This window comes from Mycobacterium sp. 663a-19, from assembly GCF_035616495.1.
GTDB lineage: Bacteria > Actinomycetota > Actinomycetes > Mycobacteriales > Mycobacteriaceae > Mycobacterium.
In genome coordinates, this window is sequence record NZ_JAPJAV010000011.1 from 143,342 (window position 1) to 169,800 (window position 26,459).

Annotated in this window: 27 protein-coding genes; 19 read left to right on the top strand and 8 right to left on the bottom strand. The window is 69.6% G+C overall.

What is annotated here, in order from left to right; translation table 11 throughout:
• Nucleotides 1-24 precede the first annotated feature (24 nt).
• The 4 genes from OQ968_RS19530 (at nucleotide 25) to OQ968_RS19545 (ending at nucleotide 6,836) form a co-directional block, all read left to right on the top strand.
• On the top strand, nucleotides 25-4,329 hold the full coding sequence (locus tag OQ968_RS19530) for an amino acid adenylation domain-containing protein (protein ID WP_324680971.1): 4,305 nt from the start codon (nucleotides 25-27) through the stop codon (nucleotides 4,327-4,329).
• Nucleotides 4,326-5,624, top strand: coding sequence for an NADPH-dependent L-lysine N(6)-monooxygenase MbtG (mbtG, locus tag OQ968_RS19535; RefSeq protein WP_324680885.1), 1,299 nt, complete (start codon nucleotides 4,326-4,328; stop codon nucleotides 5,622-5,624). The genes OQ968_RS19530 and mbtG overlap by 4 nt, the downstream gene beginning before the upstream one ends.
• 131 nt (nucleotides 5,625-5,755) lie before the next feature.
• Nucleotides 5,756-6,286 carry a hypothetical protein gene (locus OQ968_RS19540; protein WP_324680972.1) on the top strand — a complete coding sequence of 177 codons (531 nt, stop codon included), beginning with the start codon at nucleotides 5,756-5,758 and terminating at the stop codon, nucleotides 6,284-6,286.
• 40 nt (nucleotides 6,287-6,326) lie between these two features.
• Nucleotides 6,327-6,836, top strand: a complete 510-nt coding sequence (locus OQ968_RS19545; protein WP_324680887.1) for a hypothetical protein — start codon at nucleotides 6,327-6,329, stop codon at nucleotides 6,834-6,836.
• Here OQ968_RS19545 and OQ968_RS19550 read toward each other — a convergent pair.
• From OQ968_RS19550 to OQ968_RS19560, 3 genes are all read right to left on the bottom strand, one after another.
• Complete coding sequence (locus tag OQ968_RS19550; RefSeq protein WP_324680889.1) at nucleotides 6,830-7,717, bottom strand: sigma-70 family RNA polymerase sigma factor; 888 nt, start codon at nucleotides 7,715-7,717, stop codon at nucleotides 6,830-6,832. The two genes, OQ968_RS19545 and OQ968_RS19550, sit on opposite strands and share 7 nt — an antisense overlap.
• The gene (locus tag OQ968_RS19555; protein ID WP_324680891.1) at nucleotides 7,714-8,310 is read right to left on the bottom strand and encodes a carboxymuconolactone decarboxylase family protein; all 597 of its coding nucleotides are present in this window, start codon (nucleotides 8,308-8,310) and stop codon (nucleotides 7,714-7,716) included. Before OQ968_RS19555 ends, OQ968_RS19550 begins: the two co-directional genes overlap by 4 nt.
• 82 nt (nucleotides 8,311-8,392) lie before the next feature.
• Entirely contained in the window at nucleotides 8,393-8,707 is a 315-nt protein-coding gene (locus tag OQ968_RS19560; protein ID WP_324680893.1) for a type II toxin-antitoxin system VapB family antitoxin, read from the bottom strand.
• A 153-nt stretch (nucleotides 8,708-8,860) separates the two neighbouring features.
• On the opposite strand from OQ968_RS19560, the gene hrcA reads away from it, so the two are divergent.
• The 3 genes from hrcA (at nucleotide 8,861) to OQ968_RS19575 (ending at nucleotide 11,900) form a co-directional block, all read left to right on the top strand.
• Complete coding sequence (gene hrcA, locus OQ968_RS19565) at nucleotides 8,861-9,892, top strand: heat-inducible transcriptional repressor HrcA (protein WP_324680895.1); 1,032 nt, start codon at nucleotides 8,861-8,863, stop codon at nucleotides 9,890-9,892.
• 68 nt (nucleotides 9,893-9,960) lie between these two features.
• On the top strand, nucleotides 9,961-11,106 hold the full coding sequence (gene dnaJ, locus OQ968_RS19570; protein ID WP_324680897.1) for a molecular chaperone DnaJ: 1,146 nt from the start codon (nucleotides 9,961-9,963) through the stop codon (nucleotides 11,104-11,106).
• Between the two features lie 23 nt (nucleotides 11,107-11,129).
• A complete protein-coding gene (locus OQ968_RS19575) occupies nucleotides 11,130-11,900 on the top strand; it encodes a 16S rRNA (uracil(1498)-N(3))-methyltransferase (protein ID WP_324680899.1) in 771 nt (256 codons plus the stop codon).
• A gap of 18 nt (nucleotides 11,901-11,918) precedes the next feature.
• Here OQ968_RS19575 and OQ968_RS19580 read toward each other — a convergent pair whose 3' ends face one another.
• Complete coding sequence (locus tag OQ968_RS19580; protein ID WP_324680901.1) at nucleotides 11,919-12,662, bottom strand: maleylpyruvate isomerase family mycothiol-dependent enzyme; 744 nt, start codon at nucleotides 12,660-12,662, stop codon at nucleotides 11,919-11,921.
• Between the two features lie 106 nt (nucleotides 12,663-12,768).
• On the opposite strand from OQ968_RS19580, the gene OQ968_RS19585 reads away from it, so the two are divergent.
• The 6 genes from OQ968_RS19585 to era all read left to right on the top strand — a co-directional run bounded on the left by OQ968_RS19585 (nucleotide 12,769) and on the right by era (nucleotide 17,626).
• A complete protein-coding gene (locus OQ968_RS19585; RefSeq protein ID WP_324680903.1) occupies nucleotides 12,769-13,383 on the top strand; it encodes a TetR/AcrR family transcriptional regulator in 615 nt (204 codons plus the stop codon).
• A gap of 87 nt (nucleotides 13,384-13,470) precedes the next feature.
• Nucleotides 13,471-14,529, top strand: a complete 1,059-nt coding sequence (locus OQ968_RS19590; RefSeq protein WP_324680906.1) for a PhoH family protein — start codon at nucleotides 13,471-13,473, stop codon at nucleotides 14,527-14,529.
• A 7-nt stretch (nucleotides 14,530-14,536) separates the two neighbouring features.
• Nucleotides 14,537-15,070, top strand: a complete 534-nt coding sequence (gene ybeY, locus OQ968_RS19595; protein WP_324680908.1) for an rRNA maturation RNase YbeY — start codon at nucleotides 14,537-14,539, stop codon at nucleotides 15,068-15,070.
• Nucleotides 15,067-16,365, top strand: a complete 1,299-nt coding sequence (locus OQ968_RS19600) for a hemolysin family protein (protein WP_324680910.1) — start codon at nucleotides 15,067-15,069, stop codon at nucleotides 16,363-16,365. Before ybeY ends, OQ968_RS19600 begins: the two co-directional genes overlap by 4 nt.
• A complete protein-coding gene (locus OQ968_RS19605; RefSeq protein WP_324680911.1) occupies nucleotides 16,355-16,678 on the top strand; it encodes a cytidine deaminase in 324 nt (107 codons plus the stop codon). Before OQ968_RS19600 ends, OQ968_RS19605 begins: the two co-directional genes overlap by 11 nt.
• Nucleotides 16,679-16,717: 39 nt before the next feature.
• Nucleotides 16,718-17,626: a GTPase Era gene (gene era, locus OQ968_RS19610; RefSeq protein ID WP_324680914.1), complete on the top strand. Its 909-nt coding sequence runs from the start codon at nucleotides 16,718-16,720 to the stop codon at nucleotides 17,624-17,626.
• Between the two features lie 6 nt (nucleotides 17,627-17,632).
• On the opposite strand, the gene OQ968_RS19615 is transcribed toward era, so the two are convergent.
• Nucleotides 17,633-19,108 (bottom strand): amidase, encoded by a 1,476-nt coding sequence (locus OQ968_RS19615; protein WP_324680916.1) that lies wholly within the window; start codon nucleotides 19,106-19,108, stop codon nucleotides 17,633-17,635.
• Between the two features lie 61 nt (nucleotides 19,109-19,169).
• On the opposite strand from OQ968_RS19615, the gene recO reads away from it, so the two are divergent.
• The 3 genes from recO to OQ968_RS19630 are packed head-to-tail and all read left to right on the top strand — an operon-like array spanning nucleotide 19,170 to nucleotide 21,293.
• Nucleotides 19,170-19,955, top strand: a complete 786-nt coding sequence (recO, locus tag OQ968_RS19620; RefSeq protein ID WP_324680918.1) for a DNA repair protein RecO — start codon at nucleotides 19,170-19,172, stop codon at nucleotides 19,953-19,955.
• On the top strand, nucleotides 19,948-20,865 hold the full coding sequence (locus OQ968_RS19625; RefSeq protein WP_420715957.1) for a decaprenyl diphosphate synthase: 918 nt from the start codon (nucleotides 19,948-19,950) through the stop codon (nucleotides 20,863-20,865). The genes recO and OQ968_RS19625 overlap by 8 nt, the downstream gene beginning before the upstream one ends.
• Entirely contained in the window at nucleotides 20,865-21,293 is a 429-nt protein-coding gene (locus tag OQ968_RS19630) for a hypothetical protein (RefSeq protein ID WP_324680922.1), read from the top strand. The genes OQ968_RS19625 and OQ968_RS19630 overlap by 1 nt, the downstream gene beginning before the upstream one ends.
• Here OQ968_RS19630 and OQ968_RS19635 read toward each other — a convergent pair.
• The 3 genes from OQ968_RS19635 to OQ968_RS19645 all read right to left on the bottom strand — a co-directional run bounded on the left by OQ968_RS19635 (nucleotide 21,290) and on the right by OQ968_RS19645 (nucleotide 23,194).
• On the bottom strand, nucleotides 21,290-22,288 hold the full coding sequence (locus tag OQ968_RS19635; RefSeq protein WP_324680973.1) for an alpha/beta hydrolase: 999 nt from the start codon (nucleotides 22,286-22,288) through the stop codon (nucleotides 21,290-21,292). The genes OQ968_RS19630 and OQ968_RS19635 overlap by 4 nt on opposite strands.
• Before the next feature lie 130 nt (nucleotides 22,289-22,418).
• The gene (locus OQ968_RS19640; protein WP_324680924.1) at nucleotides 22,419-22,811 is read right to left on the bottom strand and encodes a Fur family transcriptional regulator; all 393 of its coding nucleotides are present in this window, start codon (nucleotides 22,809-22,811) and stop codon (nucleotides 22,419-22,421) included.
• Nucleotides 22,808-23,194 carry a metalloregulator ArsR/SmtB family transcription factor gene (locus OQ968_RS19645; RefSeq protein WP_324680926.1) on the bottom strand — a complete coding sequence of 129 codons (387 nt, stop codon included), beginning with the start codon at nucleotides 23,192-23,194 and terminating at the stop codon, nucleotides 22,808-22,810. The genes OQ968_RS19640 and OQ968_RS19645 overlap by 4 nt, the downstream gene beginning before the upstream one ends.
• Before the next feature lie 186 nt (nucleotides 23,195-23,380).
• Here OQ968_RS19645 and OQ968_RS19650 point away from each other — a divergent pair, with 186 nt between their 5' ends.
• From OQ968_RS19650 to OQ968_RS19660, 3 genes are all read left to right on the top strand, one after another.
• Nucleotides 23,381-24,772, top strand: coding sequence for a glycine--tRNA ligase (locus OQ968_RS19650; protein WP_324680928.1), 1,392 nt, complete (start codon nucleotides 23,381-23,383; stop codon nucleotides 24,770-24,772).
• A 102-nt stretch (nucleotides 24,773-24,874) separates the two neighbouring features.
• On the top strand, nucleotides 24,875-26,068 hold the full coding sequence (locus tag OQ968_RS19655) for a PPE family protein (RefSeq protein WP_324680930.1): 1,194 nt from the start codon (nucleotides 24,875-24,877) through the stop codon (nucleotides 26,066-26,068).
• Nucleotides 26,069-26,204: 136 nt separating this feature from the next.
• A complete protein-coding gene (locus OQ968_RS19660) occupies nucleotides 26,205-26,432 on the top strand; it encodes a hypothetical protein (RefSeq protein WP_420715961.1) in 228 nt (75 codons plus the stop codon).
• The last annotated feature ends 27 nt before the right edge of the window (nucleotides 26,433-26,459 follow it).

The window sequence follows — 26,459 nt, forward strand, 5'->3', positions numbered from 1 at the left end:
GAGCGACCCGCCCTCGAGGATGTGATGGCACTCAGCCCGCTGCAACAGGGGCTCTACTCGATGGCGGTGCTGACCGATGCCGAATCCGGCGAGGCCGACCCCTACGTCATCGCGATGGCCGCGGACGTGATCGGCACGATCGACGTTGCGCTGCTCCAGGACTGCGCCGCAACGATGTTGGCGCGCCACCCGAACCTGCGGGCAAGCTTCGTGCACGGCGATCTGAGTCGGCCCGTGCAGGTGATACCGACCCGCGTCGAGGTGCCCTGGCGGCGCCTGCGCGCCACCCCCGACGAGGTCGAGGCGCTGGAGGCCGAAGAGCGCCGGCGCCCTTTCGATGTGGGTCGCGGGCCGCTGATCCGGTTCCTGCTGATCGAGTTGCCGGACGAGCGCTGGCGCCTGCTGATCGTCGCGCACCACATCGTCATCGACGGCTGGTCGTTGCCCCTGTTCGTCTCGGAGCTGCTCGCGCTGTATCGCGCCGGCGGCGACACCGCCGCGCTGCCGCCGCCGCCGCGGCCGTACCGTGACTACATCGGCTGGCTGGCGGGCCGGGACCAGACGGCCAGCCGCGCGTTGTGGGCCGAACACCTGAAAGGCCTTGACGCGCCGACTTTCCTGACCCCGGCGCTGACCGCGACTCCACCGTCGACGGGCATCCCGCGGTGCACCATGCTGCGTCTCGACCCGGATCGCACGACGGCCCTGGCCGATGCCGCGCGGGCGCGCGGGGTCACTCTCAACACCATGTTCCAAATCGCCTGGGCCATAATGCTTTCCGCGTTCACCGGGCGCGGCGATGTGGTGTTCGGCGTGACGGTGGCCGGCAGGCCGAGCGAACTGTCGGGCATCGACACCATGATCGGCCTGTTCATCAACACCGTGCCGTTGCGGGTACGGCTGGATCCCCGCGACACCGTCGCGGCGCAATGCGCCGCGCTGCAACGCGAATTCGCGGCGTTGCGCGAACACAGCTACCTGCCGCATGCCGAACTGCGCTCGCTGGCGGGCGTCGGCGAGATGTTCGACACGCTGCTGGTATACGAGAACGCCCCGCCCCGGGAGGTGGTGGGGAACCTGGAGTTCGTTGCAAACGGGGCGACCATCCGCCCGGTGGCGCTGGAGAGCCTGTCCCACTTCCCGGTGACCATCGCCGCGCACCCGACGGCCGGCGCCCTCACGGTGTTGGTGGAAACACTCGACGGAGCGCTGGGCGCAATGGCGCCCGAGGACCTGGGCCGGCGGCTGCTGACGCTGGTGCAGCGCTTGGTGGAGCGGTGGGACCGGCCACTGCGCGACGTCGACATCCTGCTCGACGGCGAGCGAGATCCGCTGAACCCGACGGATGTGAGTGCACCGGGGCCGACGGTGCATGCCCGATTCTCGGAAATCGCCGCGGCGCAACCGGATTCGCTCGCGCTCAGTTGGGCCGACGGACGGCTGACCTACCGCGAGCTCGACGCGCTCGCCGACCGGGTGGCCGCCGCCCTCGGCCGGGCCGGCGTCGGCGCCGAGACACCCGTGGCGATCATGCTGTCGCGGGGCCCCAACTACGTGGCCGCGATGCTGGCGGTCCTCAAGGCCGGCGGCACGATCGTGCCGCTCGACCCGGCGATGCCGGACGAGCGGGTGGCCGAGATCCTCCACCAGACGTCCGCCCCGGTCGTCGTAAACGACGAGTTGTTCACGGCTGCCATCGCCGGACCCGCCGACTACCCGGCGGCCAACGTGCCACTCGACCATGCCGCCTACGCGGTCTTCACCTCGGGCACCACCGGCACGCCGAAGGGCGTCGTCGGCACCCACCGCGCGCTGTCGGCCTACGCCGACGACCACATCGAACGCGTGCTGCGGCCCGCGGCCGCCCGGCTCGCGCGGCCGCTGCGCGTCGCACACGCGTGGTCGTTCACCTTCGACGCCGCCTGGCAGCCGCTGGCGGCGCTGCTCGACGGCCACTGCGTGCACGTCGTCGACGAGGACCAGCGCCGCGACGCCGAAGCCCTCGTCGAGACGATCGACCGGCTCGGGTTGGACATGATCGACACCACCCCGTCGATGTTCGCCCAGCTGCACGACGCGGGCCTGCTGCGACGGGTGCCGCTGGCGGTCCTCGCGCTCGGCGGCGAGGCCCTGGGCCGCACCGCGTGGCAAGCGATCCAAACCGAGTGCGCCCGAACGGGAATGACCGCCTTCAACTGCTACGGGCCGACCGAAACGACGGTCGAGGCCGTCGTCGCCGCCGTCGACGAACACACGCGCCCGGCCATCGGGCGCCCGACCCGGAGCACCCGCGCCTACGTCATGGACCCCTGGCTGCGGCCGCTGCCCGACGGCGTCGCCGGAGAGCTGTACCTGGCGGGCGACCAGCTTGCCCGCGGCTACCTCGGGCGCGCGGCGGAGACCGCCGCGCGGTTCGTCGCCGACCCGAACGGCCGCGGCGGCCGGATGTACCGCACCGGAGATGTGGTGCGCCGCATGCCCGATGGCGGTTTGGCGTTCCTCGGACGCGGCGACGCCCAGCTGAAGATCCGCGGTTACCGCGTCGAGCCGGGCGAGATCGCCGCGGCGCTCAACAGTCACGACGCGGTGCGGGGCGCGCACGTGATGGCCCACGGCCACGCCGGCGGGCCGCGGCTCACCGCGTACGTGGCGGGCGGACCCAATCCGCCGGCGGTGGCCGAGCTACGTTCCATGCTGCTCGAGAGGCTGCCCCGCTACCTGATGCCCCACCACATCGTCGTCCTCGACGAGTTGCCGCTGACCCCGCACGGCAAGATCGACGAAAACGCCTTGGCGGCACACGATGTCGTGCAGGGGCCGGGCGCCCCGCCGGAGACCCCGACCGAGACGGCGCTGGCCGAGGCGTTCACCGACGTGATGGGAACCGCGGACGTCGACGTCACGGCCGGCTTCCTGCACATGGGGCTGGACAGCATCGCGGCCCTGTCGGTCGTGCAGGCGGCCCGCCGCCGCGGCATCGCGCTGCGGGCGAGGTTGATGATGGAGTGCGACACCATCCGCGAGCTCGCCGCGGCGGTCGACTCCGACGCCGCCCGGCACGCGTCCGTCAACGGCGCGGCGGACGCCGCCGAGCCAATCCCGTTGTTACCCAACGCGCATTGGCTCTACGAATACGGCGAACCGCGGCGGCTCGCGCAGACCGAAGTCATCCGGCTGCCCGACACGATCACCCGCGAGGGCCTGGACGCGCTGCTGGGCGCGGTCATCGAGGGCCACGAGGTGCTGCGCTGCAGGCTGGACCGCGACGCGATGACGCTTGTCGCGCAACCGAAACCGGACATCCTCGGCGAGGTCCGCGTCCACGGCGACCTGGTCGACGCCGTCGCGGATCGGGCCCGCGACGCGCTCGAGAGCCTCGACCCGCAGGCCGGCCGGCTGATGTCGGCGGTGTGGCTGCGCGTGCCCGACGGGCCCGGCGTGCTGGTGCTGACGGCCCACGTGCTGGTGATGGACCCGGCCTCGTGGCGCATCGTGCTCGGCGAGCTCGACGCCGGCCTGCACGCGCTGGCCGCCGGACGCACACCCGCGCCGGCGCGCGAGCACACCGACTACCGACAGTGGTCGCGGCTGCTGGCCGAGCGGGCCGCGGCCCTGGACACCGAAACCTTCTGGGCCGCCGAACTGCAGGGCGCCGACCCGCCGCTGGGCGCCCGCAGGCTGCGCCCGCGCGCCGACCGGGTCGGCGACATGGCGATCAGCGTCTCGACCTGCGACGCCGACCTGACCGCCCGGCTGCTCGCGATGCCGCAGCCGATCCACCACACACTCGTCACCGCGACCGCGCGCACGGTCACCGCGTGGCGGCGGCGCCGCGGCCAGGACACACCGGCACCGCTGCTGGCGCTGGAGACGCACGGCCGCGCGGACTTCGACGAAACCGTCGACACCAGCGACACCGTCGGGCTGCTCAGCGCGATCCACCCGTTGCGCATCCACCGCGACGGCCCCACCGACCTTGCCCGCATTCCCGGCAGCCCCGTCGACTACGGCCTGCTGCGGTATCTGCGGCCCGACACGCGGCTGCGTGAACACCCCGAACCCCAGCTGCTGCTGAACTACCTCGGCACCGTCCACGGCGGCGTGGGCGACCTGGAGCTCGACCGCGAACTGATGTCCGGGCTGGATCGGGCGCCGGAGCCCGAACAGGCGGTGCGCCACGAACTGACCGTGGTTGCGGGAATCGTCGGGACGGGCGATCGCCGCGTCCTAATTGCCCAGTGGCGCACGCTGCCAGACATCCTCGATGCCGCGGATATCGCTGCACTGCAAGAACTTTGGTCCGACACACTGCGGGAGATGGCGACATGAGCACGCTTGCGGTCCTGGGCGCCGGAGCCAAGGCGGTGGCGGTGGCCGCCAAGGCGTTCGTGCTGCGCGAAATGGGCGTCGAGATCCCCGACGTGGTCGCGGTCGAACGCACCGGGGTCGGGGCCAATTGGCAGGCCAGCGGCGGCTGGACCGACGGCGCGCATCGGCTGGGCACCAGCCCGGAAAAGGACGTCGGGTTTCCGTACCGGTCGGCGCTGGTGCCGCGCCGCAACGCCGAACTCGACGAGCGGATGACGCGCTACAGCTGGCAGTCCTACCTGATCGCCACGGCGTCGTTCGCCGAATGGATCGACCGCGGCAGGCCGGCGCCCACCCATCGCCGGTGGAGCCAGTACCTGGGCTGGGTCGCCCAGCACGTGGGCTTGAACGTGGTGCACGGCGAGGTCGACGGGCTGGCCGTCGCCGGTGACCGCTGGGCGCTGCACACCCACGAGACCACGGTGCACGCCGACGCGCTGATGATCACCGGGCCCGGCCAGGCCGAAAAGTCGCTGCTGCCGGGCAATCCGCGAATGCTCTCGATCGCCCAGTTCTGGGATCGCGCCGCGGGCCACGACCGCATCAGCGCCGAGCGGGTGGCGGTGATCGGCGGCGGCGAGACGGCCGCGTCGATGCTCAACGAGCTGTTCCGCCACCGGGTTTCGACCATCACCGTAATCTCCCCGCAGGTGACGCTGTTCACCCGCGGCGAGGGCTTCTTCGAGAACTCGCTGTTCTCCGACCCCACCGACTGGACCGCCCTGACGCTCGACGAGCGACGCGACGCCCTGGCCCGCACCGACCGCGGGGTGTTCTCGGCCAACGTGCAGGAAGCGCTGTTGGCCGACGACCGCATCCACCATCTGCGCGGCCGCGTCGCCCACGCGGTCGGTTGGGACGGCCAGATCCGGCTGACGCTGTCCACCAACCGGGGCGCCGAGAACCTGGAGACGGTCCACGGTTTCGATCTCGTCATCGACGGCTCCGGCGCCGACCCGCTCTGGTTCACCTCCCTGTTCGGCCAGGACGCGCTCGACCTGCTCGAGCTGGGCCTGGGCGGGCCGCTGACCGCCGACACCCTGCAGGAAGCGATCGGCTACGACCTGTCCGTCACCGACGTCGCCCCGAAGCTCTTCCTGCCGAACCTGGCCGGGCTCACCCAGGGCCCCGGGTTTCCCAACCTGAGCTGCCTGGGACTGCTGTCCGACCGGGTGCTGGGATCCACCACCAATCCGTCCAGGGCGTCGAACCCCCGAACAGACGCGAAGCTTGGTCGTAACGTGACCGGGCCGTGACACAAACAGCGGTCGCAGCGGGCAGAATTACTGCACCTAACCGCATGGAAGACGGGCGGCACCGGACCGTCCGATACATTGCATGCGCATCGAAGGGGGAGAACCTGACCATGACAGCGACCTTGAAGACCGTGAAGACCGTGAAATCCGTCGCGACCGGCGTCGCGGCGCTGGGCGCCATCGGCGTCGCCGTCGTCCTACCGTCGGCCGCGTTCATTCCGGCCGGCCCGGCCGGGGTGCAGCTGGCCGCGGTCGGCGCGCCGCTGCCGCAAGACCCGCCGCCGCCCCCGCCCCCGCCCGCGGCGCCGGGGCTGCCGACGCCGGAGCAGTTGTCCACCCTGTGCAACCAGGTCACCGATCCCGGCGTGAACTACCGGGACAAGAACAACTTCGTCGAGAACGGCATCAGTCAAAACGAGGGCATGGTGGCCGACCACGACCTGCGAAAGGCCTGGCGCAACGGGAACTTTCCCGAGCAGTTCAACGTGACGAACATCGCGCCGGCCGGCCCGAACATGGCCCAGGCCGACGTGGCCATCTCGGGCCCGAAGTTCGCCGGACCGGTCACGAAGCACCTCGTGTTCATCAACCAGGGGGGCAACTGGGTCCTGCAGCACGACGCGGCGATCGCTCTGATACAGGCGGCGTCGGCGACGACCTGACCGGTCACCACCGAGTAACCGTTCCCATGAAAGGGAGACCATGAAAATCGTTAGAACCCTTGCCGCCGGCGCGGGAGCGCTGGCCGTCATCGGGGCCGCCGGCATGGCTTCGCTCGCGGAGCCAGGCCAGCCGGCCCCGGTGCGCCTGGCCGCGGTCGGTGCGCCACTGCCGCAGGATCCGCCGCCCGCCCCGGCCGTGGACGCGAACGTCCCGACCGCCGATCAGTTGACCAGTGTCCTGAACAGCCTGGCCGACCCCAGCGTCTCGTTCTCCAGCAAGAGCAGCCTGGTCCAGGGCGGCATCAGTGGGATCGAGGCGCATGTCGCCGACAAGAAGCTGCAGAAGGCGGCCAAGAACGGTGACCTGCCGCTGGCGTTCGACGTGACCAACATTCAACCGGGCGCGCCCGGCTCGGCCACGGCCGACGTGTCGGTCTCGGGTCCCAAGCTGACGTCGCCGGTCACCCAGACCGTCACGTTCGTCAACCAGGGCGGCTGGGTGCTGTCGCGCGCCTCGGCGATGGAGTTGCTGCAGGCCGCCGGTCAGTGATCGGTGCCGACCGCGCTCAGGTCGAGCTTGGCGATGCGCGCGGGGTCGGCTAGGACGTCGATGGCCGCGACGCGCCCGTCGCGCACCACGAAACCCATGATCGCCGTGGCGCGTCCGCGGACGAAGACGACCGCGCCGGCGGCGCCGTTGACGGTGGCGGCGCGGGCCTCGCGCTCGGGTCCCGCGTAGCTGCGGGCCAGCTTGGCCACCGCGGCGGCGCCGTCGGCCCGGAACCCGGCCGTCCCGGCGCCGAAGTCGCCGCGCAGCACCACGTCGGGATGCAGCACCGACACCAACCGGTCGAAGTCGCCGCTGCGACCCGCCGCGAAGAACGCGTCGACCGCCTCGCGCTGCGCGGCCATGTCGGCGTCGGGAACCGGGTCGGCCCGCTCGATGCGCCGGCGCGCCCGGCTGGCCAGCTTCCGTGTCGCCTCCGGCGTCCGGTCGACGATGGGCGCGATCTGGTCGAACGGGACGGTGAAGACGTCGTGCAGCACGAACGCCAGCCGCTCCGCCGGCGGCAGCGTGTCCAGCACCACGAACAGTGCCAGGCCCACCGCGTCGGCCAGCATCGCCCGGTGTTCGGGGTCGGACTCGCCGACGGGATCCACGATCGGGTCCGGCAGGTGGGCGACCGGTTCCTCTCGGTGGCGGCCGTGCCGGTCGCGCAACATGTTCAGGCAGATGCGGGCCACCACGGTGGTCAGCCAGGCGTCGAGGTTGGCGATGCCGTCGGTGTCGGCGCTGCCGCTGAGCCGAAGCCACGCCTCCTGCACCGCGTCCTGCGCGTCGTCGATCGAGCCGAGCATGCGGTAGGCGACGGCGCCCAGCTGCGGGCGGGCCGCCTCGAAACGCTCCGCCAGCGACGCGTCCAGAGTCACGCGCGGCCCTTGTCGGGCAGCGCGCACACCTGATTGCCGGAAAATCCCGACGACCCGATGCCCAGCGCGATGTTGAACCGCGCGCGCAGGTTGCCCAGCGTGACGACGTGGGTGAGCGCGACGAGTTGGGGCGTGTCGAAATGGGCGCGCAGCGCGTCGAAAAGCTCGTCGCTCACCTCGACAGGGGTGCGGCTGATCGCGGTCGCGTACTCCAGAATCAGCTTGTCGACGTCGGAGAAGCACGAGGCGTTTTGGTAGTCGGCCATCGCCAACAGTTCCTCGTCGGTGATGCCCCACTGGCGGGCGATCTGTGAGCCGAGGTCGATGCAGTACTCGCAGCGCACCGTCGTTGCCGACTTCAGCTCGGCCAGCGCGCGCTCGCGCGGGCTGAGGACGTCGAGCTTGGACTCCGCCTGTTCGAGCTTGCCGTAGGCGTTGAGCAGGCGGGGGATGTGCGCGTACATTCGCAGCGGCTCCAGCATCCCGGCCGTTTCCAGGCCGGTCATCTGCGCCAGCTTGCGCTTGGTGAAGAAGAAGGCGATCTTGGCGCCCAGGCCGGCGTCGCGGTCGGACACCCCTTCGAGACGAGCCATGGCGGTCCTCCTGACGATTCGCGGTGCGGACCTTCAATGGTCCTCACTACGTCGACACCCGGCGACCGCCGAATGTGACCGGTCAGGTCTGCTGGCTCAGCGGCACGTCCATGTCGAACACCCGGGCATGCAGCACGGTGCGGTTCCGCAGCGCGGCGCGCACCGCACGATGCAGGCCATCCTCGAGATAGGTGACGCCCCTCCACCGCACCGCGTGCGGGAAGAGGTCGCCGTAGAAGGTGGAGTCCTCGGACAGCAGGCGGTCCAATGCCAGCACCGTCGTCGTGGTGACCAGTTCGTCGAGGCGGATCTGTTGGGGCGGTATCTGCGACCACTGCCGGTAGGAAAGCCCGTGCTCGGGGTACGGCTTGCCGTCCCGCACGCCCTTGAAAATCATCGGTGGAACTTCCCCTACGCGTCGCCCAGGCCCGACGGATGCATGTTGGACAGGCTAGCCGCAAAACCGTCGCCCGCGGCCGCCGACGCCCGCGAATGGCAGGTGACACCTCCCGAGACCGTAAAATGAACGCGGTCAAGGAGGTGGGAGTCGATGGCAAGCGCGGACGAGCGTCGCTTCGAGGTGTTGCGCGCCATCGTCGCCGACTTCGTCGCCACCAAGGAACCGATCGGCTCGAAGTCGCTGGTGGAACGCCATAACTTGGGCGTATCCAGCGCGACGGTCCGCAACGACATGGCGGTGCTGGAGGCCGAGGGCTACATCACCCAGCCGCACACCAGCTCCGGGCGGGTGCCCACGGAGAAGGGATACCGCGAATTCGTCGACCGGCTCGAGGACGTCAAGCCGCTGTCGTCGGCCGAGCGGCGCGCGATCCAAAACTTCCTGGAGTCGGGCGTGGACCTCGACGACGTGCTGCGCCGCGCGGTGCGCCTGCTGGCTCAGCTGACCCGGCAGGTCGCCGTGGTCCAATACCCGACGCTGTCCACCTCGACCGTTCGCCACCTCGAGGTGATCGCGCTGACACCGGCGCGGCTGCTGATGGTGGTCATCACCGACACCGGCCGCGTCGACCAGCGCATCGTCGAACTCGGCGACGTCATCGACGACCACCAGCTTTCCCAGCTGCGCGAGCTGCTCGCCCAGGCGCTGGAAGGCAAACGGATGGCGGCGGCCTCGACCGCGGTCGCCGACCTCGCCAGCCGGTTCGACGGCGCCGGCGGTTTGGGTGACGCGGTCGGCCGTTCGGCGACGGTGCTGCTGGAGTCGCTGGTGGAGCACACCGAGGAACGCTTGGTGATGGGCGGCACCGCCAACCTGACCCGCAACGCCGCGGACTTCGGCGGGTCGCTGCGCCCGATCCTGGAGGCTCTGGAGGAGCAGGTGGTGGTGCTGCGGCTGCTGGCGGCGCAGCAGGAAGCCGGCAAGGTCACGGTGCGCATCGGTCACGAGACGGCGGTCGAGGAGATGGCGGGCACCTCGATGGTGTCCACCGCCTACGGCACCACCGACACCGTGTACGGCGGCATGGGTGTGCTGGGGCCCACCCGGATGGACTATCCGGGAACTATCGCCAGCGTGGCCGCGGTTGCTCTCTATATAGGTGAAGTCCTGGGTGCTCGATGAACGCGCACCCCGACAATTTGTGGACGGCCGCCGTAGCGCGGCCGCAAAAAGCCTAAGAAAGGTCAGGCGTGGCACGCGACTACTACGGGCTGCTCGGCGTGAGCAGAAACGCCAGCGATGCGGACATCAAGCGCGCGTACCGCAAGCTGGCGCGCGAACTGCATCCCGACGTCAACCCCGATGAGGCCGCGCAGGCGAAATTCAAGGAGATCAGCGTCGCCTACGAGGTGCTGAGCGATCCGGAGAAGCGCCGGATCGTCGACCTGGGCGGGGATCCGCTGGAGAACGCGGCCGCGTCGGCCGGAGGGTTCGGCGGCTTCGGCGGCCTGGGCGACGTCTTCGAGGCCTTCTTCGGCGGCGGGTTCACCGGTGGTGCGACGTCACGGGGTCCGATGGGCCGGGTTCGGCCCGGGTCGGACTCGCTGCTGCGGATGCGGTTGGACCTCGAAGAGTGTGCGACCGGCGTGACCAAGCAGGTCACCGTCGACACCGCGGTGTTGTGCGACCGCTGCCAGGGCAAGGGCACCCACGGCGATTCCGCGCCGATTCCCTGCGACACCTGCGGGGGCCGCGGCGAGGTGCAGACGGTGCAGCGTTCGCTGCTGGGCCAGATGGTGACGGCGCGGCCGTGTCCCACCTGTCGCGGCGTCGGGGTGGTCATTCCCGACCCGTGCCACCAGTGCATGGGCGACGGCCGGGTGCGCGCCCGCCGGGACATCAGCGTCAAGATCCCCGCGGGCGTCGGCGAGGGCATGCGGGTCCGGCTCGCCTCTCAGGGTGAGGTCGGGCCCGGGGGAGGGCCGGCCGGGGACCTGTACGTCGAGGTCCACGAGCAGGCCCACGACATCTTCGTCCGCGACGGCGACGACCTGCACTGCACGATTTCGGTGCCGATGGTCGACGCGGCGCTGGGCACCACCGTCACCTTCGACGCCATCCTCGACGGCATGAGCGAGATCACCATTCCGCCTGGCACGCAACCGGGTTCGGTCATCACGCTGCGCGGCCACGGGATGCCGCACCTGCGCTCGGGCACCCGCGGCGATCTGCAGGTCCATGTCGAGGTGGTCGTTCCGACCCGGCTGGACCACCAGGACACCGAGCTGCTGCGCGAGTTCAAGAACCGCCGCGGCCGCGACGTGGCCGAGGTCCGTTCGACGCACGGCGGCGGCGGGTTGTTCAGCCGGCTGCGCGAGACGTTCACCGGGCGCTAGCCGCAGCTCCACGGACCGCGCACATGGTGGCGACGCTGTTCTACATCGACGCACTGCCTGACGCCGGCGCGCTGGCCGTCGTCGACGGTGACGAGGGATTTCACGCCGCCACCGTGCGCCGGACCCGTCCAGGCGAGCAGCTGGTCCTCGGCGACGGGGCCGGTGGCCTGGCCCGCTGCGTGGTCGAAGACGCGAGGCGCGACGGCCTGCGCGCCCGGGTGCTGGACCGCTGGAGCGTGGCGCCGGGGCGGCCGCCGGTGACGGTGGTGCAGGCGCTGCCCAAGTCCGAGCGCTCGGAGCTGGCGATCGAATTGGCCACCGAGGCCGGCGCCGACGCGTTCGTGGCCTGGCAGGCGGCGCGCTGTGTGGCGAGCTGGCAGGGGGTTCGGGTCGACAAGGGCCTGCGCCGGTGGCGTGCCGTCGCCCGGTCGGCGGCCCGGCAATCCCGTCGGGCGCACATCCCGTCCGTCGACGGCGTGCTGTCCACCGCGGCGCTGGCCCGTCGGATCCGCGACGAGGTGGCGGCCGGCGCGACGGCGTTGGCGTTGCACGAGTCCGCGACCGATCGGCTCGCGGATGTCGCTGTGGCGCAAGCGAATTCGATCCTGCTGGTGGTCGGACCGGAGGGCGGCATCGCGCCCGACGAGCTCGCGGAGCTGACCGACGCGGGCGCGGTGGCGGTCCGACTGGGCCCGCAGGTGCTGCGGACGTCGAGCGCGGCCGCGGTGGGGCTGGGCGCGCTGGGCGTGCTCACCCCGCGGTGGGACGCTGCCGGTTTGGACGGCGGCCGATGACGCCTCGGCGGCGCCGCTTCAGAAAACGCTGAGCTGGCGCACGATCTCGAGGTTCGCTCGGTCCCCCTCCGCTTGCACACCGAGGGCTTCCCACGTTCCGCGTTGACTGACCCACCGGACGAATGCGTCGGCGTCGGAAGTGATTTGGGCGGTCACGTCCCCACCCCCGAAGCGCAGTGTGCGCGTGCAGCCTCCGGTCAGGCGAACCTCGACCGCGCCACCGATGCGCGCGAGCAGGGCAGCGTTCTGCTGGGGCAGCGCCGCCTCGATCCAGTCGACGGTTGGCTCCAGCCGCAATCCGTCGGACGCCGGGGGCTCCGCCTGCAGCGGGCCATGCGGCCGCAATAGGTCGTGCCTGATGTGCACGTAATGTTCGAAGGCGAACGCCGTCGGTATCACCGATGCGGGATAGGTTCCGACATCGCCGAGCGGCACCTCGAAGTCTTGGCCCTCCGCCGCGGCAAGGACCTCGAGGCCCTTCAAGCTGACCGACTCGTAATCGTCGACGATTTCCCGGGAGGTCATGGACCGGCGCGACTCGACGTACAGGTCCGCTGCCCGCTCCGCAGGCAGGCCGTCGGGATCGGGTAACTGCGACGGGTCGACGGCCAGCCAGAAACTGCACGCCATATGGGACACGACGTCCCGCACCGACCAGCCAGGGCACCCGCTTGCCCGGGCCCAGTCGGATTCTCCGAGGAGCGGAAAAATCGCCAGCAACGCCGCGCGGTCCGCCTCGACGGCCTGTATCGCTGAGCTCATGTCACCGTGTCCCTTTCCGTGGTTGGGTCTTCCCGCTGCTATCTTGAGGGCGGGATTCATACAGTATGTATGAACCTACATACAGTATGTATGAAAGGCAACTGCTTTGAACGACGATCGCCGCACCCAGGCGGAGCGCTCCGCGGAGACACGGGAGGCGCTGGTGGCCGCGGCGCGGCCGTTGTTCGCGGCCCACGGTTTCTCGGAGGTGGCTCTGGAGGCGATCGTGCGATCGGCGGGCGTGACCCGCGGCGCGCTCTACCATCACTTCGCGGACAAGACCGAGCTGTTCGCGACGGTGTTCGAGCAAGTCGAGGCGGAGGTCGCCGCGCGCATGGGCGAGGCCATCGCAGCGGCTGGCGAAACCGACGCCATAGAGGTCATGCGATTGGGCGCCGCTTTCTGGCTGGACGCCTGCTCCGATCCCGAAATCCAGCGCATCGCGCTGGTGGACGCGCCGGCGGTGCTCGGCTGGACGCGGTGGACCGAGATCGGCAACCGCTACAACATCGGGTTGGTGCAGGCGCTGCTCTCCAGCGCCATCGTGGCCGGCCGCATCCCGCCGCAACCAATCGAGGCGACCGCGCTGACGATGCTTGGCGCCATGCGTGAGGCGACTCTCTACGTGGCGAGGGCGGAGGATCATGACACGGCACGCCGGGATGCCGGCGCGGTCATCGATCGGTTGATCCGGGCCCTTAGCACAAGCGACGGTGACTAGAAGGCTGACCATCGAGGGGCCCCCGGCGTAGACTGAGTCAGCTGAGCAAACCCCTGAGAAGCCGAGGAAGCAGGCATCGGAAACCACGTGACGCCACGCGACACCAGCGCCGCTGACGCAACTGGGGCCTTGCAGCCCGACGCTCAGGTTCGCAGCAGCATCGATGTACCGCCCGATCTCGTCGTGGGCTTGCTTGGTTCGGCCGACGAGAACCTGCGTGCTCTGGAACGCATGCTCAACGCCGACCTGCATGTGCGCGGCAACACCGTCACGCTCTCGGGTGAGCCGGCCGACGTCGCGCTGGCCGAGCGGGTGATCTCCGAGCTGGTCGCGATCGTGGGAAGCGGCCAGCCGATGACGCCAGAGGTGGTGCGGCACAGCGTCGCCATGCTGGTCGGCACCGGCAATGAATCACCGGCCGAAGTGCTCACGCTGGACATCCTGTCGCGCCGCGGTAAGACGATCCGTCCCAAGACGCTCAACCAGAAGCGTTACGTCGACGCCATCGATGCCAACACCATCGTCTTCGGGATCGGGCCGGCGGGCACCGGGAAGACCTATCTGGCCATGGCCAAGGCGGTCAACGCGCTGCAGACCAAGCAGGTGAGCCGGATCATCCTGACCCGCCCGGCGGTGGAAGCCGGCGAGCGCCTCGGCTTTCTGCCGGGCACGCTGAGCGAAAAGATCGATCCGTATCTGCGCCCGCTGTATGACGCGCTCTACGACATGATGGACGCCGAGCTGATCCCCAAACTGATAGCCTCCGGCGTGATTGAGGTTGTGCCACTGGCATTTATGCGTGGGCGGACCTTGAATGATGCGTTCATCATTCTCGACGAGGCGCAGAACACCACCGCCGAGCAGATGAAGATGTTCCTCACCCGGCTGGGATTCGGGTCCAAAGTCGTTGTCACCGGCGACGTTACGCAGATCGACTTGCCGGGCGGCGCTCGGTCCGGGCTGCGCGCCGCCGTCGACATCCTCGCGGGCATCGATGACATCTACTTCGCCGAGCTCACCAGTGTCGACGTGGTGCGTCACCGGCTGGTCTCCGAAATCGTCGACGCCTACGCGAAATCCGAGGAACCTGGCCTGGGTATGAATCGGGCGGCCCGGCGGGCTTCCGGTGGCCGCAATCGCCGGTGATGGTCCCATGAGCATCGAGGTATCCAACGAGTCGGGCATCGACGTCTCCGAGGCCGAGTTGGTCAGCGTCGCCCGGTTTGTCATCGCCAAGATGGACGTCAACCCGAGCGCGGAGCTGTCGATGGTGCTGCTGGACACCGCGGCGATGGCCGACCTGCACATGCGCTGGATGGACCTGCCCGGACCGACCGACGTGATGAGCTTCCCGATGGACGAGCTCGAGCCCGGTGGCCGCCCCGACGCCCCCGAGCCGGGGCCGTCGATGCTGGGCGACATCGTGCTGTGCCCGGAATTCGCTGCCGAGCAGGCGGCCGCGGCCGGCCACAGCCTCGGACATGAGTTGGCGCTGCTGACCATCCACGGCGTGCTGCACCTGCTCGGCTACGACCACGGCGAACCCCACGAAGAAAAAGAGATGTTCGCCCTGCAGGAGCGGCTGCTCGAGGAGTGGGTCGCCGAACAGGTCGAGGCCTACCAGCAGGACCGTCAGGAGGAACGGGACCGTCGGTTGCTGGACAAGTCAAGGTATTTCGACAATTGACCGGTGTGTCCCAGCTGCTCGGCGCGATCGCGCTGATCGCGCTGGGCGGACTCTTCGCGGCGATCGACGCCGCGATCAGCACGGTATCCCTGGCCCGCGTGCAGGAGCTGGTGCGCGACGAGCGGCCCGGCGCGGGCGCGCTTTTCAAGGTGATGTCCGAGCGGCCGCGCTACATCAACCTGGTCGTCCTGCTGCGGATCATCTGCGAGATCACGGCGACCGTGCTGCTGGTGGTGTTCCTCTACGACAACTTCGGCATCAAGTGGGCGCTGTTCGGCGCCGCAACCACCATGGTGCTGACCAGCTTCGTCGTCATCGGCGTGGGCCCGCGCACCCTCGGCCGCCAGCACGCGTACTCCATTTCGTTAGCGACGGCCCTTCCGCTGCAGGCGCTTTCGTGGCTGCTGATGCCGCTCAGCCGGTTGCTGGTGGTCGTGGGTAATGCGCTCACCCCGGGCCGCGGCCTGCGCAACGGGCCGTTCGCGTCCGAGATCGAGCTGCGCGAGGTCGTCGACCTCGCCCAGCAGCGCGGCGTGGTCGCGGCCGACGAGCGGCGGATGATCCAGTCGGTCTTCGAACTCGGCGACACCCCCGCGCGCGAGGTGATGGTGCCGCGCACCGAGATGATCTGGATCGAAAGCGACAAGTTCGCCAGCCAAGCCATCAACCTGGCGGTGCGCAGCGGGCATTCCCGCATCCCGGTGATCGGCGAGAACGTCGACGACATCGTCGGGGTGGTGTACCTGAAAGACCTTGTCCAGCAGACGGTTTTGTCTCCCGACGGCGGACGGGACACCAAAGTGTCGCAGGTGATGCGCCCCGCGGTGTTCGTGCCGGACTCCAAGCCACTGGATGCGCTGCTGCGGGAAATGCAGCGCGACCGCAACCACATGGCGCTTCTGGTCGACGAGTACGGCGCGATAGCCGGCCTGGTCAGCATCGAGGACGTGCTGGAGGAAATCGTCGGCGAGATCGCCGACGAGTACGACCAGGAAGAGACGGCGCCCATAGAAGACCTGGGCGACAAGCGTTTTCGAGTCTCCTCGCGGCTGCCGATCGAGGACGTCGGCGAACTGTACGGAGTGGAATTCGACGACGACCTCGACGTCGACACCGTGGGCGGCCTGCTGGCCCTGGAATTGGGCCGGGTCCCGCTGCCGGGCGCCGAGGTGGTCACGCACGGCCTGCGGCTGCGCGCCGAGGGCGGTCCCGACCATCGCGGGCGGGTGCGGATCAACACCGTGCTGCTGAGCCCGGCCGAGCCCGTCGAGCAGGGAGGCGATCATGATGGCTGAGCAACTGGACGCCGAGGACGCCAAGCTGGTGGTGCTGGCGCGGGCCGCGATGGCCCGCGCCGACGCCGACAGCGGCGCCGCCGTGCGCGATGTCGATGGCCGCACGTATGCGGCCGCGCCGGTGAACCTTTCGACGTTGCGGCTGACCGGGCTGCAGGCGGCGGTGGCCGCCGCGGTGTCCAGCGGGGCGACCGGCCTGGAGGCCGCCGTGCTGGTGGCCGCATCCGCCGACGACCCGGGCATTGCCTCGGTGCGCGAGCTGTCCCCGACGGCGGTGGTCATCCTCACCGACCGCGACGGGGTCCCGACGTGACGCCGAACGTCTCGGCGGCAGCCCCCGCGGCGGGCAGGCATGGCTGAATTCCGTTCCGGCTTCGTCTGTTTGGTGGGCAGGCCGAACACCGGCAAGTCGACGCTGACGAACGCGCTGGTCGGCACCAAGGTGGCGATCACCTCGAAGCGGCCACAGACCACCCGCCACACCATCCGCGGAATCGTGCACCGGGAGAACTTCCAGATCATCCTGGTCGACACCCCCGGCCTGCATCGGCCGCGCACGCTGCTGGGCAAGCGACTCAACGACCTGGTCCGCGACACCTACTCCGAGGTCGACGTCATCGGGCTGTGCATCCCGGCCGACGAGGGGATCGGCCCGGGCGACCGCTGGATCGTCGACCAGATCCGTTCGGTCGCGCCCAAGACCACGCTGGTCGTCATCGTCACCAAGATCGACAAGGTGCCCAGGGACCGGGTCGCCGCCCAACTGGTGGCGGTCAGCGAGCTGGTGAAGGACCTGGACAACCCGGCCGAGATCGTGCCGGTGTCGGCGGTGACCGGCGCCCAGGTCGACGTGCTGATCGACGTGCTGGCCGCGGCGCTGCCGCCCGGCCCGGCCTACTACCCCGACGGCGAGCTGACCGACGAACCCGAAGAGATGCTGATGGCCGAGCTCATCCGCGAGGCCGCCCTCGAGGGAGTGCGCGACGAGCTGCCGCACTCGCTGGCGGTGGTGATCGACGAGGTCAACCCGCGCGAGGACCGGGACGATCTGATCGACGTGCACGCGATCCTCTACGTCGAGCGGGACAGCCAGAAGGGCATCGTCATCGGCAAGGGCGGCGCCCGGCTGCGGGAAGTGGGCACCGCGGCGCGCGCTCAGATCGAAAAGCTGCTCGGGACCAAGATCTACCTGGACTTGCGGGTCAAGGTCGCCAAGAACTGGCAGAGCGACCCGAAACAGCTTGGCCGGCTGGGATTTTAGCGTCCGTCAATCGTGTACGGACTCGATGCCGTGCTGCCACCACGGCACCGGCTGCTTGCTCGCCCAGCCGCAGACCGCCTCCAGCTCGGCGGCCAGCGAGATCAGCATGCCCTCGCTGTTGGCCGGCCCCATCAGCTGCACGCCGATGGGCAGGCCGTCGGAGGTGAACCCCGCCGGCACGTTGATCGACGGCCAGCCCAACACATTCCACGGCCATGTCAGCGGGCACGCGGCGATCATCGCGCGGTCGGTGCCGAAGCCGCTCAACCGGTCGAAGGCGCGCGCCAGCGGGGGTGGCTGCGCGGTCGTCGGCGCCAGCACCACGTCGACGATGTCGAAGATCGAACCCACCCGACGCTGGTCGGCGGCCTCATGCCGGAGCGCGCTGCGCAGGATCGCCTCACCCATCACATGGCCCACGCGCAGATTGGACAGCGTGCGGGGATCCCAGATGACGCCGTCGCCCAACCGCTCTTCCCATTCCCGAAGGCCCGCAGTAGATCTGGCGAGGAAGTCCCACGACAACCGCACCCCGTAGTCCGGGTTTCCGGTCACCAGGGTGTGGCCGAGCAGTTCCAGCTGCTTGCCCACAGCACGCGTCGCAGCCAGGATCTCGGGATGCAGCTTGGGCCGAAAACCCGTGTACGGGAAGCGGGTTGACAGCGCGATGTTCAGCGGGCCGGGCGCGATCCCGACATAGTCGGATGCCTTGATCGGGGGCGGCTTGTGCCGGTCGCCCTCGACATTGCCGGACGCGGCGTCGAGCACCAGCGCGGCGTCGGCCACCGTGCGCGCCAGCACGCCGTTGACCGTGATGCCGTTGAAAGCCTCCGGCAGCGGCCAGGTGGAGATCCGACCGCGCTGCGGCTTGATGCCCACCAGGTGCGTCCACGCGGCCGGGATCCGGACGCTGCCCGCCCCGTCGGAGCCGATGGCCGCGGTGACCAGACCCGCCGCCACCGCGGCGGCGCTGCCGCCGGACGACCCGCCCGGGGTGTGCCGGCGCGACCACGGGTTGCGGGTGTGCCCGAAACCGGGTCCGCTGGTGAACGGCCATTGGCCCAACTCGCAGGTGTTGGTCTTGCCGACGATCACCGCGCCGGCCGCCCTCAGGCGGCGGACCACCTCGGCGTCCTGGGTGGCCGGCGGGACGTACCCCTCGGTGCCGAACGCGGTGGGCACTCCAGCAACGTCGACGTCGTCCTTGACCGCGATCGGGACGCCCAGCAGCGGGGCCGTGTCGCCGGCGGCCCGCCGCCGGTCGGCCTCGGCGGCGTCGGCCAGCGCCGACTCGGTGAGCACCACGCGGAACGCGTTCAGGGTGGGCTGGCTCTGCTCGATGGCCTGCAGCGAGCGGCGCACCAATGTGACGGACGTCACCGAGCGGCTGGCAAGCTGATAGAGCAGGTCGGTCAGCGTTGGCAGGCGCTGGCTGCGAGACCCCGAAGCGGACCCGGAAAGGGACCCAGAAGCGCCGACCACGGGGTACGAGACTAACGGCGCGGATACCCGCAATGTCGCGGCGGGGTGCAAAACTATTGTGATGCGGCTATATCGAGACCGGGCTGTTGTGCTGCGCCAGCACAAGCTCGGCGAAGCCGACCGGATCGTGACCCTGTTGACCCGCGACCACGGGCTGGTCCGCGCGGTGGCCAAGGGCGTCCGCCGCACCCGCAGCAAATTCGGCGCGCGGCTGGAGCCGTTCGCGCACATCGATGCGCAACTGCACCCCGGGCGCAACCTCGACATCGTCACCCAGGTCGTTTCGATCGACGCGTTCGCCACCGACATCGTCAGCGACTACGGCCGCTACACCTGCGGATGCGCGATGCTGGAAACCGCCGAGCGCCTCGCCGGCGAGGAGCGCGCGCCTGCCCCGGCCCTGCACCGGCTCACGGTGAGCGCGCTGCGGGCGGTGGCCGACGGGCACCGCCCCCGTGACCTGCTATTGGACGCCTACCTGCTGCGCGCCATGGCCATCGCCGGGTGGGCACCGGCGCTGACCGAGTGCGCCCGCTGCGCCACGCCCGGTCCGCATCGGGCGTTTCACATCGCCGCCGGGGGCAGCGTTTGCGCGCAGTGCCGCCCGGCCGGTTCCAGCACGCCGCCGCTGGGGGTGCTGGACCTGATGTCGGCGCTGCACGACGGCGACTGGGAGGCCGCCGGGGCGGCGCCGCAATCCCATCGCAGCTATGCCAGCGGGCTGGTCGCCGCGCACCTGCAGTGGCACCTGGAACGGCAGCTCAAGACGTTGCCGCTGGTGGAGCGCACCTATCAGATCGCCGAACGGCGCGCGGCGCCGATCGGGCAGGATGAGGCCTGTGGTTAAGTACCGGGCCACCGGATCCGGCCGAAAGGCCGAGCGCAAGCCGAAGTCCACCGACTTCCCGCAGCTGCCCCCCGCCCCCGACGACTACCCGACCTTCCCCGACAAATCGACATGGCCGGTCGTCTTCCCGGAGTTGCCGCCGCCCGCCGACGGGGGTCCGTGCCGGCCCCCGCAGCACGTTTCGAAGGCGGCCGCGCCGCGGATCCCGGCCGACCGATTGCCCAATCACGTCGCCATCGTGATGGACGGCAACGGCCGCTGGGCCACCCAGCGCGGGCTGGCCCGCACCGACGGCCACCGGGCCGGCGAGGCCGTCGTCATCGACATCGTCTGCGGTGCAATCGAACTCGGTATCAAGTGGCTGAGCCTGTATGCGTTCTCCACCGAGAACTGGAAGCGTTCCCCCGAGGAGGTCCGCTTCCTGATGGGATTCAACCGCGACGTGGTGCGCATGCGCCGCGTGAACCTCAACACGATCGGGGTCCGGATCCGCTGGGTGGGCTCACGGCCGCGCCTGTGGCGCAGCGTCATCAACGAATTGGAGATCGCGGAGGCCATGACGCGCGGCAACGACGTCATCACGGTGAACTACTGTGTGAACTACGGCGGGCGCGCCGAAATCGCCGATGCGACAAGGGAAATCGCGCGTTTGGCGGCGGCGGGCAGACTGAACCCGGAGCGGATCGACGAGGGGACCATCGCCCGCCACCTGCAGCGCCCCGACATTCCCGACGTCGATCTTTTCCTGCGGACGTCGGGGGAGCAGCGGTCCAGCAATTTCATGTTGTGGCAGGCCGCCTACGCCGAGTACATCTTTCAGGACAAGCTGTGGCCCGACTACGACCGGCGCGACTTGTGGGCGGCCTGCGAGGAATACGCGTCGCGCAACCGACGGTTCGGGAGCGCCTGATGCCATCACTGCAGGAGCGGCTGGCGGTCATCCTCCGCGACGTGCTGCCCGTCGAGGACGAACCCGACGGCGCGCTGACCGTGCGCCACGACGGCACCATCGCGTCGCTGCGGGTGGTGAACATCGCCGAGGGCCTCGACCTGGTGTCGCTCACCCAGATACTGGTGTGGGACCTGCCGCTGACCAAGAAGGTCAGCGACCTGGTGGCCAAGCAGGCGCGCGAGAGCAACTTCGGCAACGTCACCATCGTCGAGAAGGTCAGCGAAAAAGCGGTGCGGCGCAACTCCGGCAGGGGCGCGGCGAAGACCGCGGATGTGATGCTGCGCTACAACTTTCCCGGCGCGGGCCTGGCCGACGACGCCTTGCGAACCCTGATCCTGCTGGTGCTGGACACGGGCGCCCAGATACGTCGCACGCTGACGGGCTAGGAGGCGGTGGATTCGGTCAGCGCGACGGCCACGGAACCGGCGGCGTCGCGGGCGCCGGTGCGCAACAGCGAGCGCATCAGGTCCGGGTCGTGATCGGCCGGTCGGGTGGAGTCGATGAACCGCTCGACGACCTCGACGAAGCGATCCGGGTCGTCGTGATGCGGTACGTGCCCGGAGTTTTTGAAGATCTCCAGGCGCGAACCGGGCATCGCCGCGTGCGCCTGGTGGGCATGGTCCACCGGGATGATCAAGTCGTCTTCGCCCCAAATGATTTGCACCGGAACGGATTGCACGAGATAGCTGCGATCCAGCATGGTGACGAACTGGCCGCGTCCGTCCACCACCGACCGCAGGGTGCGCGCGAACGCCGACAGCGCGGCGGGGTCCCGGAAGCCCTCGAGCAGGTTCACGGTGTCGACGGCGTCGCGCCCGAACTTGGTGGAACCCAAGAGGGTTTGAACCGCGCGGCCAAAGACTCGCAATACGGGCAGCGCGCCCGGCAGGCGCACCATGGCCAGCGCCTCGGCGCCCATCGGCCTCGCCGCCATCCGCAGCGCCAGGCTCACGTCCTGCGCGACGCCGCCGGCGCTCACCAGCACGATGCGCTCCACCATCTGGGGGTACTGATAGGTGAATTGCGCCGCGACGCCGCCACCGAACGAGTGCCCGACGACGGTGACGCGGTTGATGCCGAGCACGGTGAGCAGGTCGCGCATGCCGTTGGCGAAGGCGGCCAGCGAGTAGTCGGCTCGTGGTTTGTCGGACTCGCCGTGGCCCAGCAGGTCCGGTGCGATGACGGTGAACCGTTGCGCAAGCTTGGCGTGCACCGGCCCCCATGACGCGGATTTGTCGCCGACACCGTGGATCAGCAGCAGAGCCGGACCGGACCCCGCGATCCGGAAGGCGCGGCGGTAGCCGTGGATGGTCCGGAATTGCAGTGACGGAGCCTCGACGTCGCGTACCGGCCGCAGGTGGGGCGCTTGGTGGTCCCGCATCGTGTTCTCACTTCCCTTGAGGATCTCGGCCCGTGGGCCACTCATGGGTAGGAGCACGCGGCGGACGCGTGTCGGACACATTTTCCGGAACTTTCTCCGGGGACGCGGTGGGGGGCCGCGTCGGGTCAGCCTATGACCCGCACTCGGAGCAGGTGCCGAAGATCTCGATGGTGTGGCTGACGTCGGAGAAGCCGTGCTTGGCGGCCACCTGGGCGGCCCACTCCTCGACCTCGTGGTCGCCCACCTCGATGGTGGAACCGCAGCTGCGGCACACCAGGTGGTGATGGTGGTGCTCCGAGCACCGGCGGTAGACCGACTCCCCGGTGTCGGTGCGCAGGGTGTCGACCAATCCCGCCGCCGCCATCGACTGCAGCGTCCGGTACACGGTCGTCAGCCCGATGTTGTCCCCGCGGCGGCGCAGCTCGTCGTGCAATTCCTGCGCCGAGCGGAAGTCGTCGAGCGTTTCCAACAGCGTGGAGATCGCGGCGCGCTGGCGGGTCGACCGGACACTCGCGCCTGTCACTCCGCGTCCTCGCTCGCGTGCGCGACGGCGTCGACGACGATGTGCGCGAGGTGGTGGTCGGCCAGCCGGTACAGCACCTCGCGGCCGGATCGCTCCCCGGCGACCACGCCCGCCGCCTTGAGGATCTTCAGATGCTGGCTGACCAGCGGCTGCGGCACACCCAGTGCGTCGACCAGCTCGTGCACGCAGCGGTGGGATTGGCGCAATTGCAACACGATGGCGATCCGCACGGGTGCGGCCAGCGCGCGCAGCAGCTCGCCGGCGGCGTCCAGGATCTCCCGCGGCGGCGGTACGGGGTATTCGGCGAATTCGGAGTGCGCACCCGACCCGGCCGCGTCGTGCTGGTGGTCGGCCGCCGTCGGCGTTGAGGAGGACATCACCATCGGAGAGTCATCACCTCGAGAAGTCTCGGGCCATAGCAGCGCCCGCCGTCGGACGGGCGTGGGCTTCCTCCACTGTCACATGCATGATGACGCATGTCAAAGACCGCGGCGCTGGTCGATACCATGACTGATGTTTTGCGCACGGCGGTCGATCGCCGCCGGTGCGGACCCCGACCCGGAAAGGGAGTGCACCGCCCCGTGGCGTCCGTCATCGACACCGTAGTCAACCTGGCCAAACGGCGTGGCTTCGTCTACCCCTCGGGCGAGATCTACGGCGGCACGAAATCGGCGTGGGACTACGGCCCGCTGGGCGTGGAGCTCAAGGAGAACATCAAGCGGCAGTGGTGGCGGTCCGTGGTCACCGGCCGCGACGACGTCGTCGGAATCGACACGTCGATCATCCTGCCGCGGCAGGTCTGGGTGGCCTCCGGCCACGTCGAGGTGTTCCACGACCCGCTGGTCGAGTCGCTGATCACCCACAAGCGCTACCGCGCCGACCACCTCATCGAGGCCTACGAGGCCAAGCACGGGCATCCGCCGCCCAACGGGCTGGCCGACATCCGCGACCCGGAGACCGGCGAGCCCGGCCGCTGGACCGAGCCGCGCGAGTTCAACATGATGCTCAAGACCTACCTCGGGCCCATCGAGACCGAGGAGGGGCTGCACTATCTGCGGCCCGAGACCGCCCAGGGCATCTTCATCAACTTCGCCAACGTGGTGACCACCGCCCGGCGCAAGCCGCCGTTCGGCATCGGCCAGATCGGCAAGAGCTTCCGCAACGAGATCACCCCCGGCAATTTCATCTTCCGGACCCGCGAGTTCGAGCAGATGGAGATGGAGTTCTTCGTCGAGCCGTCGACCGCCCCGGAATGGCATCAATATTGGATCGACACCCGCCTGCAGTGGTATGTCGACCTCGGCATGAATCCGGACAATCTGCGGCTGTGGGAGCACCCCAAGGACAAGCTGTCGCATTATTCCGACCGCACCGTCGACATCGAATACAAGTTCGGATTTCAGGGCAATCCGTGGGGCGAGCTGGAAGGCGTGGCCAACCGAACCGACTTCGACCTGGCGACGCACGCAAAACACTCCGGCGCCGACCTTTCTTTCTACGACCAGGTCACCGACACGCGGTACACGCCGTACGTCATCGAACCCGCGGGCGGGCTGAGCCGGTCGTTCATGGCGTTTTTGATCGACTCCTACAGCGAGGACGAGGCTCCGAACGCCAAGGGCGGGATGGACAAGCGCACCGTGCTTCGGCTGGACCCGCGGTTGGCGCCGGTCAAGGCCGCGGTGCTGCCGCTGTCGCGGCACGCCGACCTGAGCCCCAAGGCGCGTGACCTGGCCGCCGAGCTGCGGAAATGCTGGAACATCGAGTTCGACGACGCCGGCGCCATCGGGCGGCGCTACCGGCGCCAGGACGAGGTCGGCACGCCCTTCTGCGTGACGGTGGACTTCGACTCGCTCGAGGACAACGCCGTCACCGTGCGCGCGCGCGACGACATGACACAGGAGCGGATCGGCATGGACGCCGTCGCCGATTACCTGGCGGTGCGGCTCAAGGGCAGCTGATCCGCCAATCCGCCTGGCTCTTTTGTCGCCGGATTGCCTTAGGATCACTGTGGCGGGTTTCACATGTCTAGTCGCCGCGGGCGGGTGTGTGTAGAGGTTGTGATGTTCTTTCCCTGGTTGCCTCCCGAGATCAACTCGGCGCTGATGTACGCCGGCGCGGGTCCGGGACCGTTGCTCGCGGCGTCGTCGGCGTGGGACGCGTTGGCGGCGGATCTGGCGGGCGCGGCGTCGTCGTTCGACTCGGTGATCTCGGGATTGACCGGCGGAATGTGGACGGGCCCGTCGTCGCTGGCGATGGCGGCCGCGGCCGTGCCGTATGTGGCGTGGCTGAACGCCGCGGCGGCACAGGCCTCCGGCGCGTCCGCGCAGGCCTTGGCGGCGGCGGCCGCGTTTGAGACGGCGCAGCTGGCCACGGTGCATCCGTCCGCGGTGACGGCCAATCGGCTGAGGTTGATGGTCCTGATCGCCACCAACTTCCTGGGTCAGAACACGCCGGCGATCGCGATGACCGAGCTCGAGTACCTGGAGATGTGGGCCCTCGACGTGGCCGCGATGACCGGTTACCACGCCTCGGCCATGTCGGTGGCCTCGACATTGCCGTCGTTCAGCGCGCCCCCGGTGGGCCTGGCGGGGCTCGGCGCGGGGCTGGGCAACATCTTCTCCTCGATCGTGTCCTCCCTGTCGGGCCTGTTGCCGGTCGGGGGCCTGGCGGGCGTGGCCGGCCAGATCCAGACCCTGATAGCGGGGATTCCCGCCGCCCTCAGTAGCGCAGTGGGTCAGCTGTCGGCGACGTTGTCGGTGCCGGTGGCGTCCTTGGTGTCGGTGGCGCAGGCGGGGATATACCCCGCGAGCATGGTCGCGACGCCGATGATGGGCCTGGCGCAGGTCGCGAACGTCGCGAACGGAGCGGGGTTGGTCAGCTCGGTGACCCCCGGGATGTCCAATGTCCCCCAGTTCGTCGGTTCGCCTGCTCCCCAGCTGAATCCCCTGAGTAGCGCCGCCACCGGTTTGGGGCCGGTCGGCGCGGGGATCGGTCAGGCGCGGTTCGTGGGCGCGATATCGGTGCCGCCGACCTGGCAGGGGGCGATGCCGATGCGCCTGGCCGCTCCGGCGATGTCCGCGCTGCCCAGCGCCGCGTTGGCCGAGGCCGCTGAGGTCGCTCCCGCGACCGCCGGACCGGTGTCACCGATGCCCGTGGGTGTGGGCGCCAACGGCGTGCCCAAGAAGATGACGGGCCGCGGCGTTCACGTGGTGCCGACGCGGCCCACCGTCGTACCCCGGACCGGGGCCGGATAGGAATGGTCAATCCCCGATATCAAGGTCGGGGCTGATTTACGATAAAGGCGCTTGTGTGAAAGGGGGCATCGTGTTATTGCCTCTTGGTTCGCCATTGCCGGACGATGCGGTGTTGGCATTTCGGGGTGAATCGGGTCTGCTCGGTCGCTTGTCGGTTCCGATGAGTTGGGGCGTGGCCGTTCCCCCCGACGACTACGACCATTGGGCACCGAAACCCGAAGAGGGCGCCGATGCCGACGACAAGATCCCCGACGCGCGCAATTCCGAGGCGGCGCCCGAAGAAGAGTGGGAAGGCGAAGCCGAGCCCCGCTTCGAGGTGCCGCGGATCACGGGTGTGGTGCCACATTCTCCGGCGGCCGGTTGACGCCCCAAGACAGCCGCCGATCTGGCT

Excerpts from the sequence above, each read along its gene's own strand:
- OQ968_RS19530 (WP_324680971.1), top strand. The coding sequence starts at position 25 with ATGGCACTCAGCCCGCTGCAACAGGGGCTCTACTCGATGGCGGTGCTG.
- mbtG (WP_324680885.1), top strand. The coding sequence starts at position 4,326 with ATGAGCACGCTTGCGGTCCTGGGCGCCGGAGCCAAGGCGGTGGCGGTG.
- OQ968_RS19545 (WP_324680887.1), top strand. The coding sequence starts at position 6,327 with ATGAAAATCGTTAGAACCCTTGCCGCCGGCGCGGGAGCGCTGGCCGTC.
- OQ968_RS19555 (WP_324680891.1), bottom strand. The coding sequence starts at position 8,310 with ATGGCTCGTCTCGAAGGGGTGTCCGACCGCGACGCCGGCCTGGGCGCC.
- OQ968_RS19560 (WP_324680893.1), bottom strand. The coding sequence starts at position 8,707 with ATGATTTTCAAGGGCGTGCGGGACGGCAAGCCGTACCCCGAGCACGGG.
- hrcA (WP_324680895.1), top strand. The coding sequence starts at position 8,861 with ATGGCAAGCGCGGACGAGCGTCGCTTCGAGGTGTTGCGCGCCATCGTC.
- OQ968_RS19575 (WP_324680899.1), top strand. The coding sequence starts at position 11,130 with ATGGTGGCGACGCTGTTCTACATCGACGCACTGCCTGACGCCGGCGCG.
- OQ968_RS19580 (WP_324680901.1), bottom strand. The coding sequence starts at position 12,662 with ATGAGCTCAGCGATACAGGCCGTCGAGGCGGACCGCGCGGCGTTGCTG.
- ybeY (WP_324680908.1), top strand. The coding sequence starts at position 14,537 with ATGAGCATCGAGGTATCCAACGAGTCGGGCATCGACGTCTCCGAGGCC.
- OQ968_RS19605 (WP_324680911.1), top strand. The coding sequence starts at position 16,355 with ATGATGGCTGAGCAACTGGACGCCGAGGACGCCAAGCTGGTGGTGCTG.
- era (WP_324680914.1), top strand. The coding sequence starts at position 16,718 with ATGGCTGAATTCCGTTCCGGCTTCGTCTGTTTGGTGGGCAGGCCGAAC.
- recO (WP_324680918.1), top strand. The coding sequence starts at position 19,170 with ATGCGGCTATATCGAGACCGGGCTGTTGTGCTGCGCCAGCACAAGCTC.
- OQ968_RS19630 (WP_324680922.1), top strand. The coding sequence starts at position 20,865 with ATGCCATCACTGCAGGAGCGGCTGGCGGTCATCCTCCGCGACGTGCTG.
- OQ968_RS19635 (WP_324680973.1), bottom strand. The coding sequence starts at position 22,288 with ATGCGGGACCACCAAGCGCCCCACCTGCGGCCGGTACGCGACGTCGAG.
- OQ968_RS19645 (WP_324680926.1), bottom strand. The coding sequence starts at position 23,194 with ATGGTGATGTCCTCCTCAACGCCGACGGCGGCCGACCACCAGCACGAC.
- OQ968_RS19655 (WP_324680930.1), top strand. The coding sequence starts at position 24,875 with ATGTTCTTTCCCTGGTTGCCTCCCGAGATCAACTCGGCGCTGATGTAC.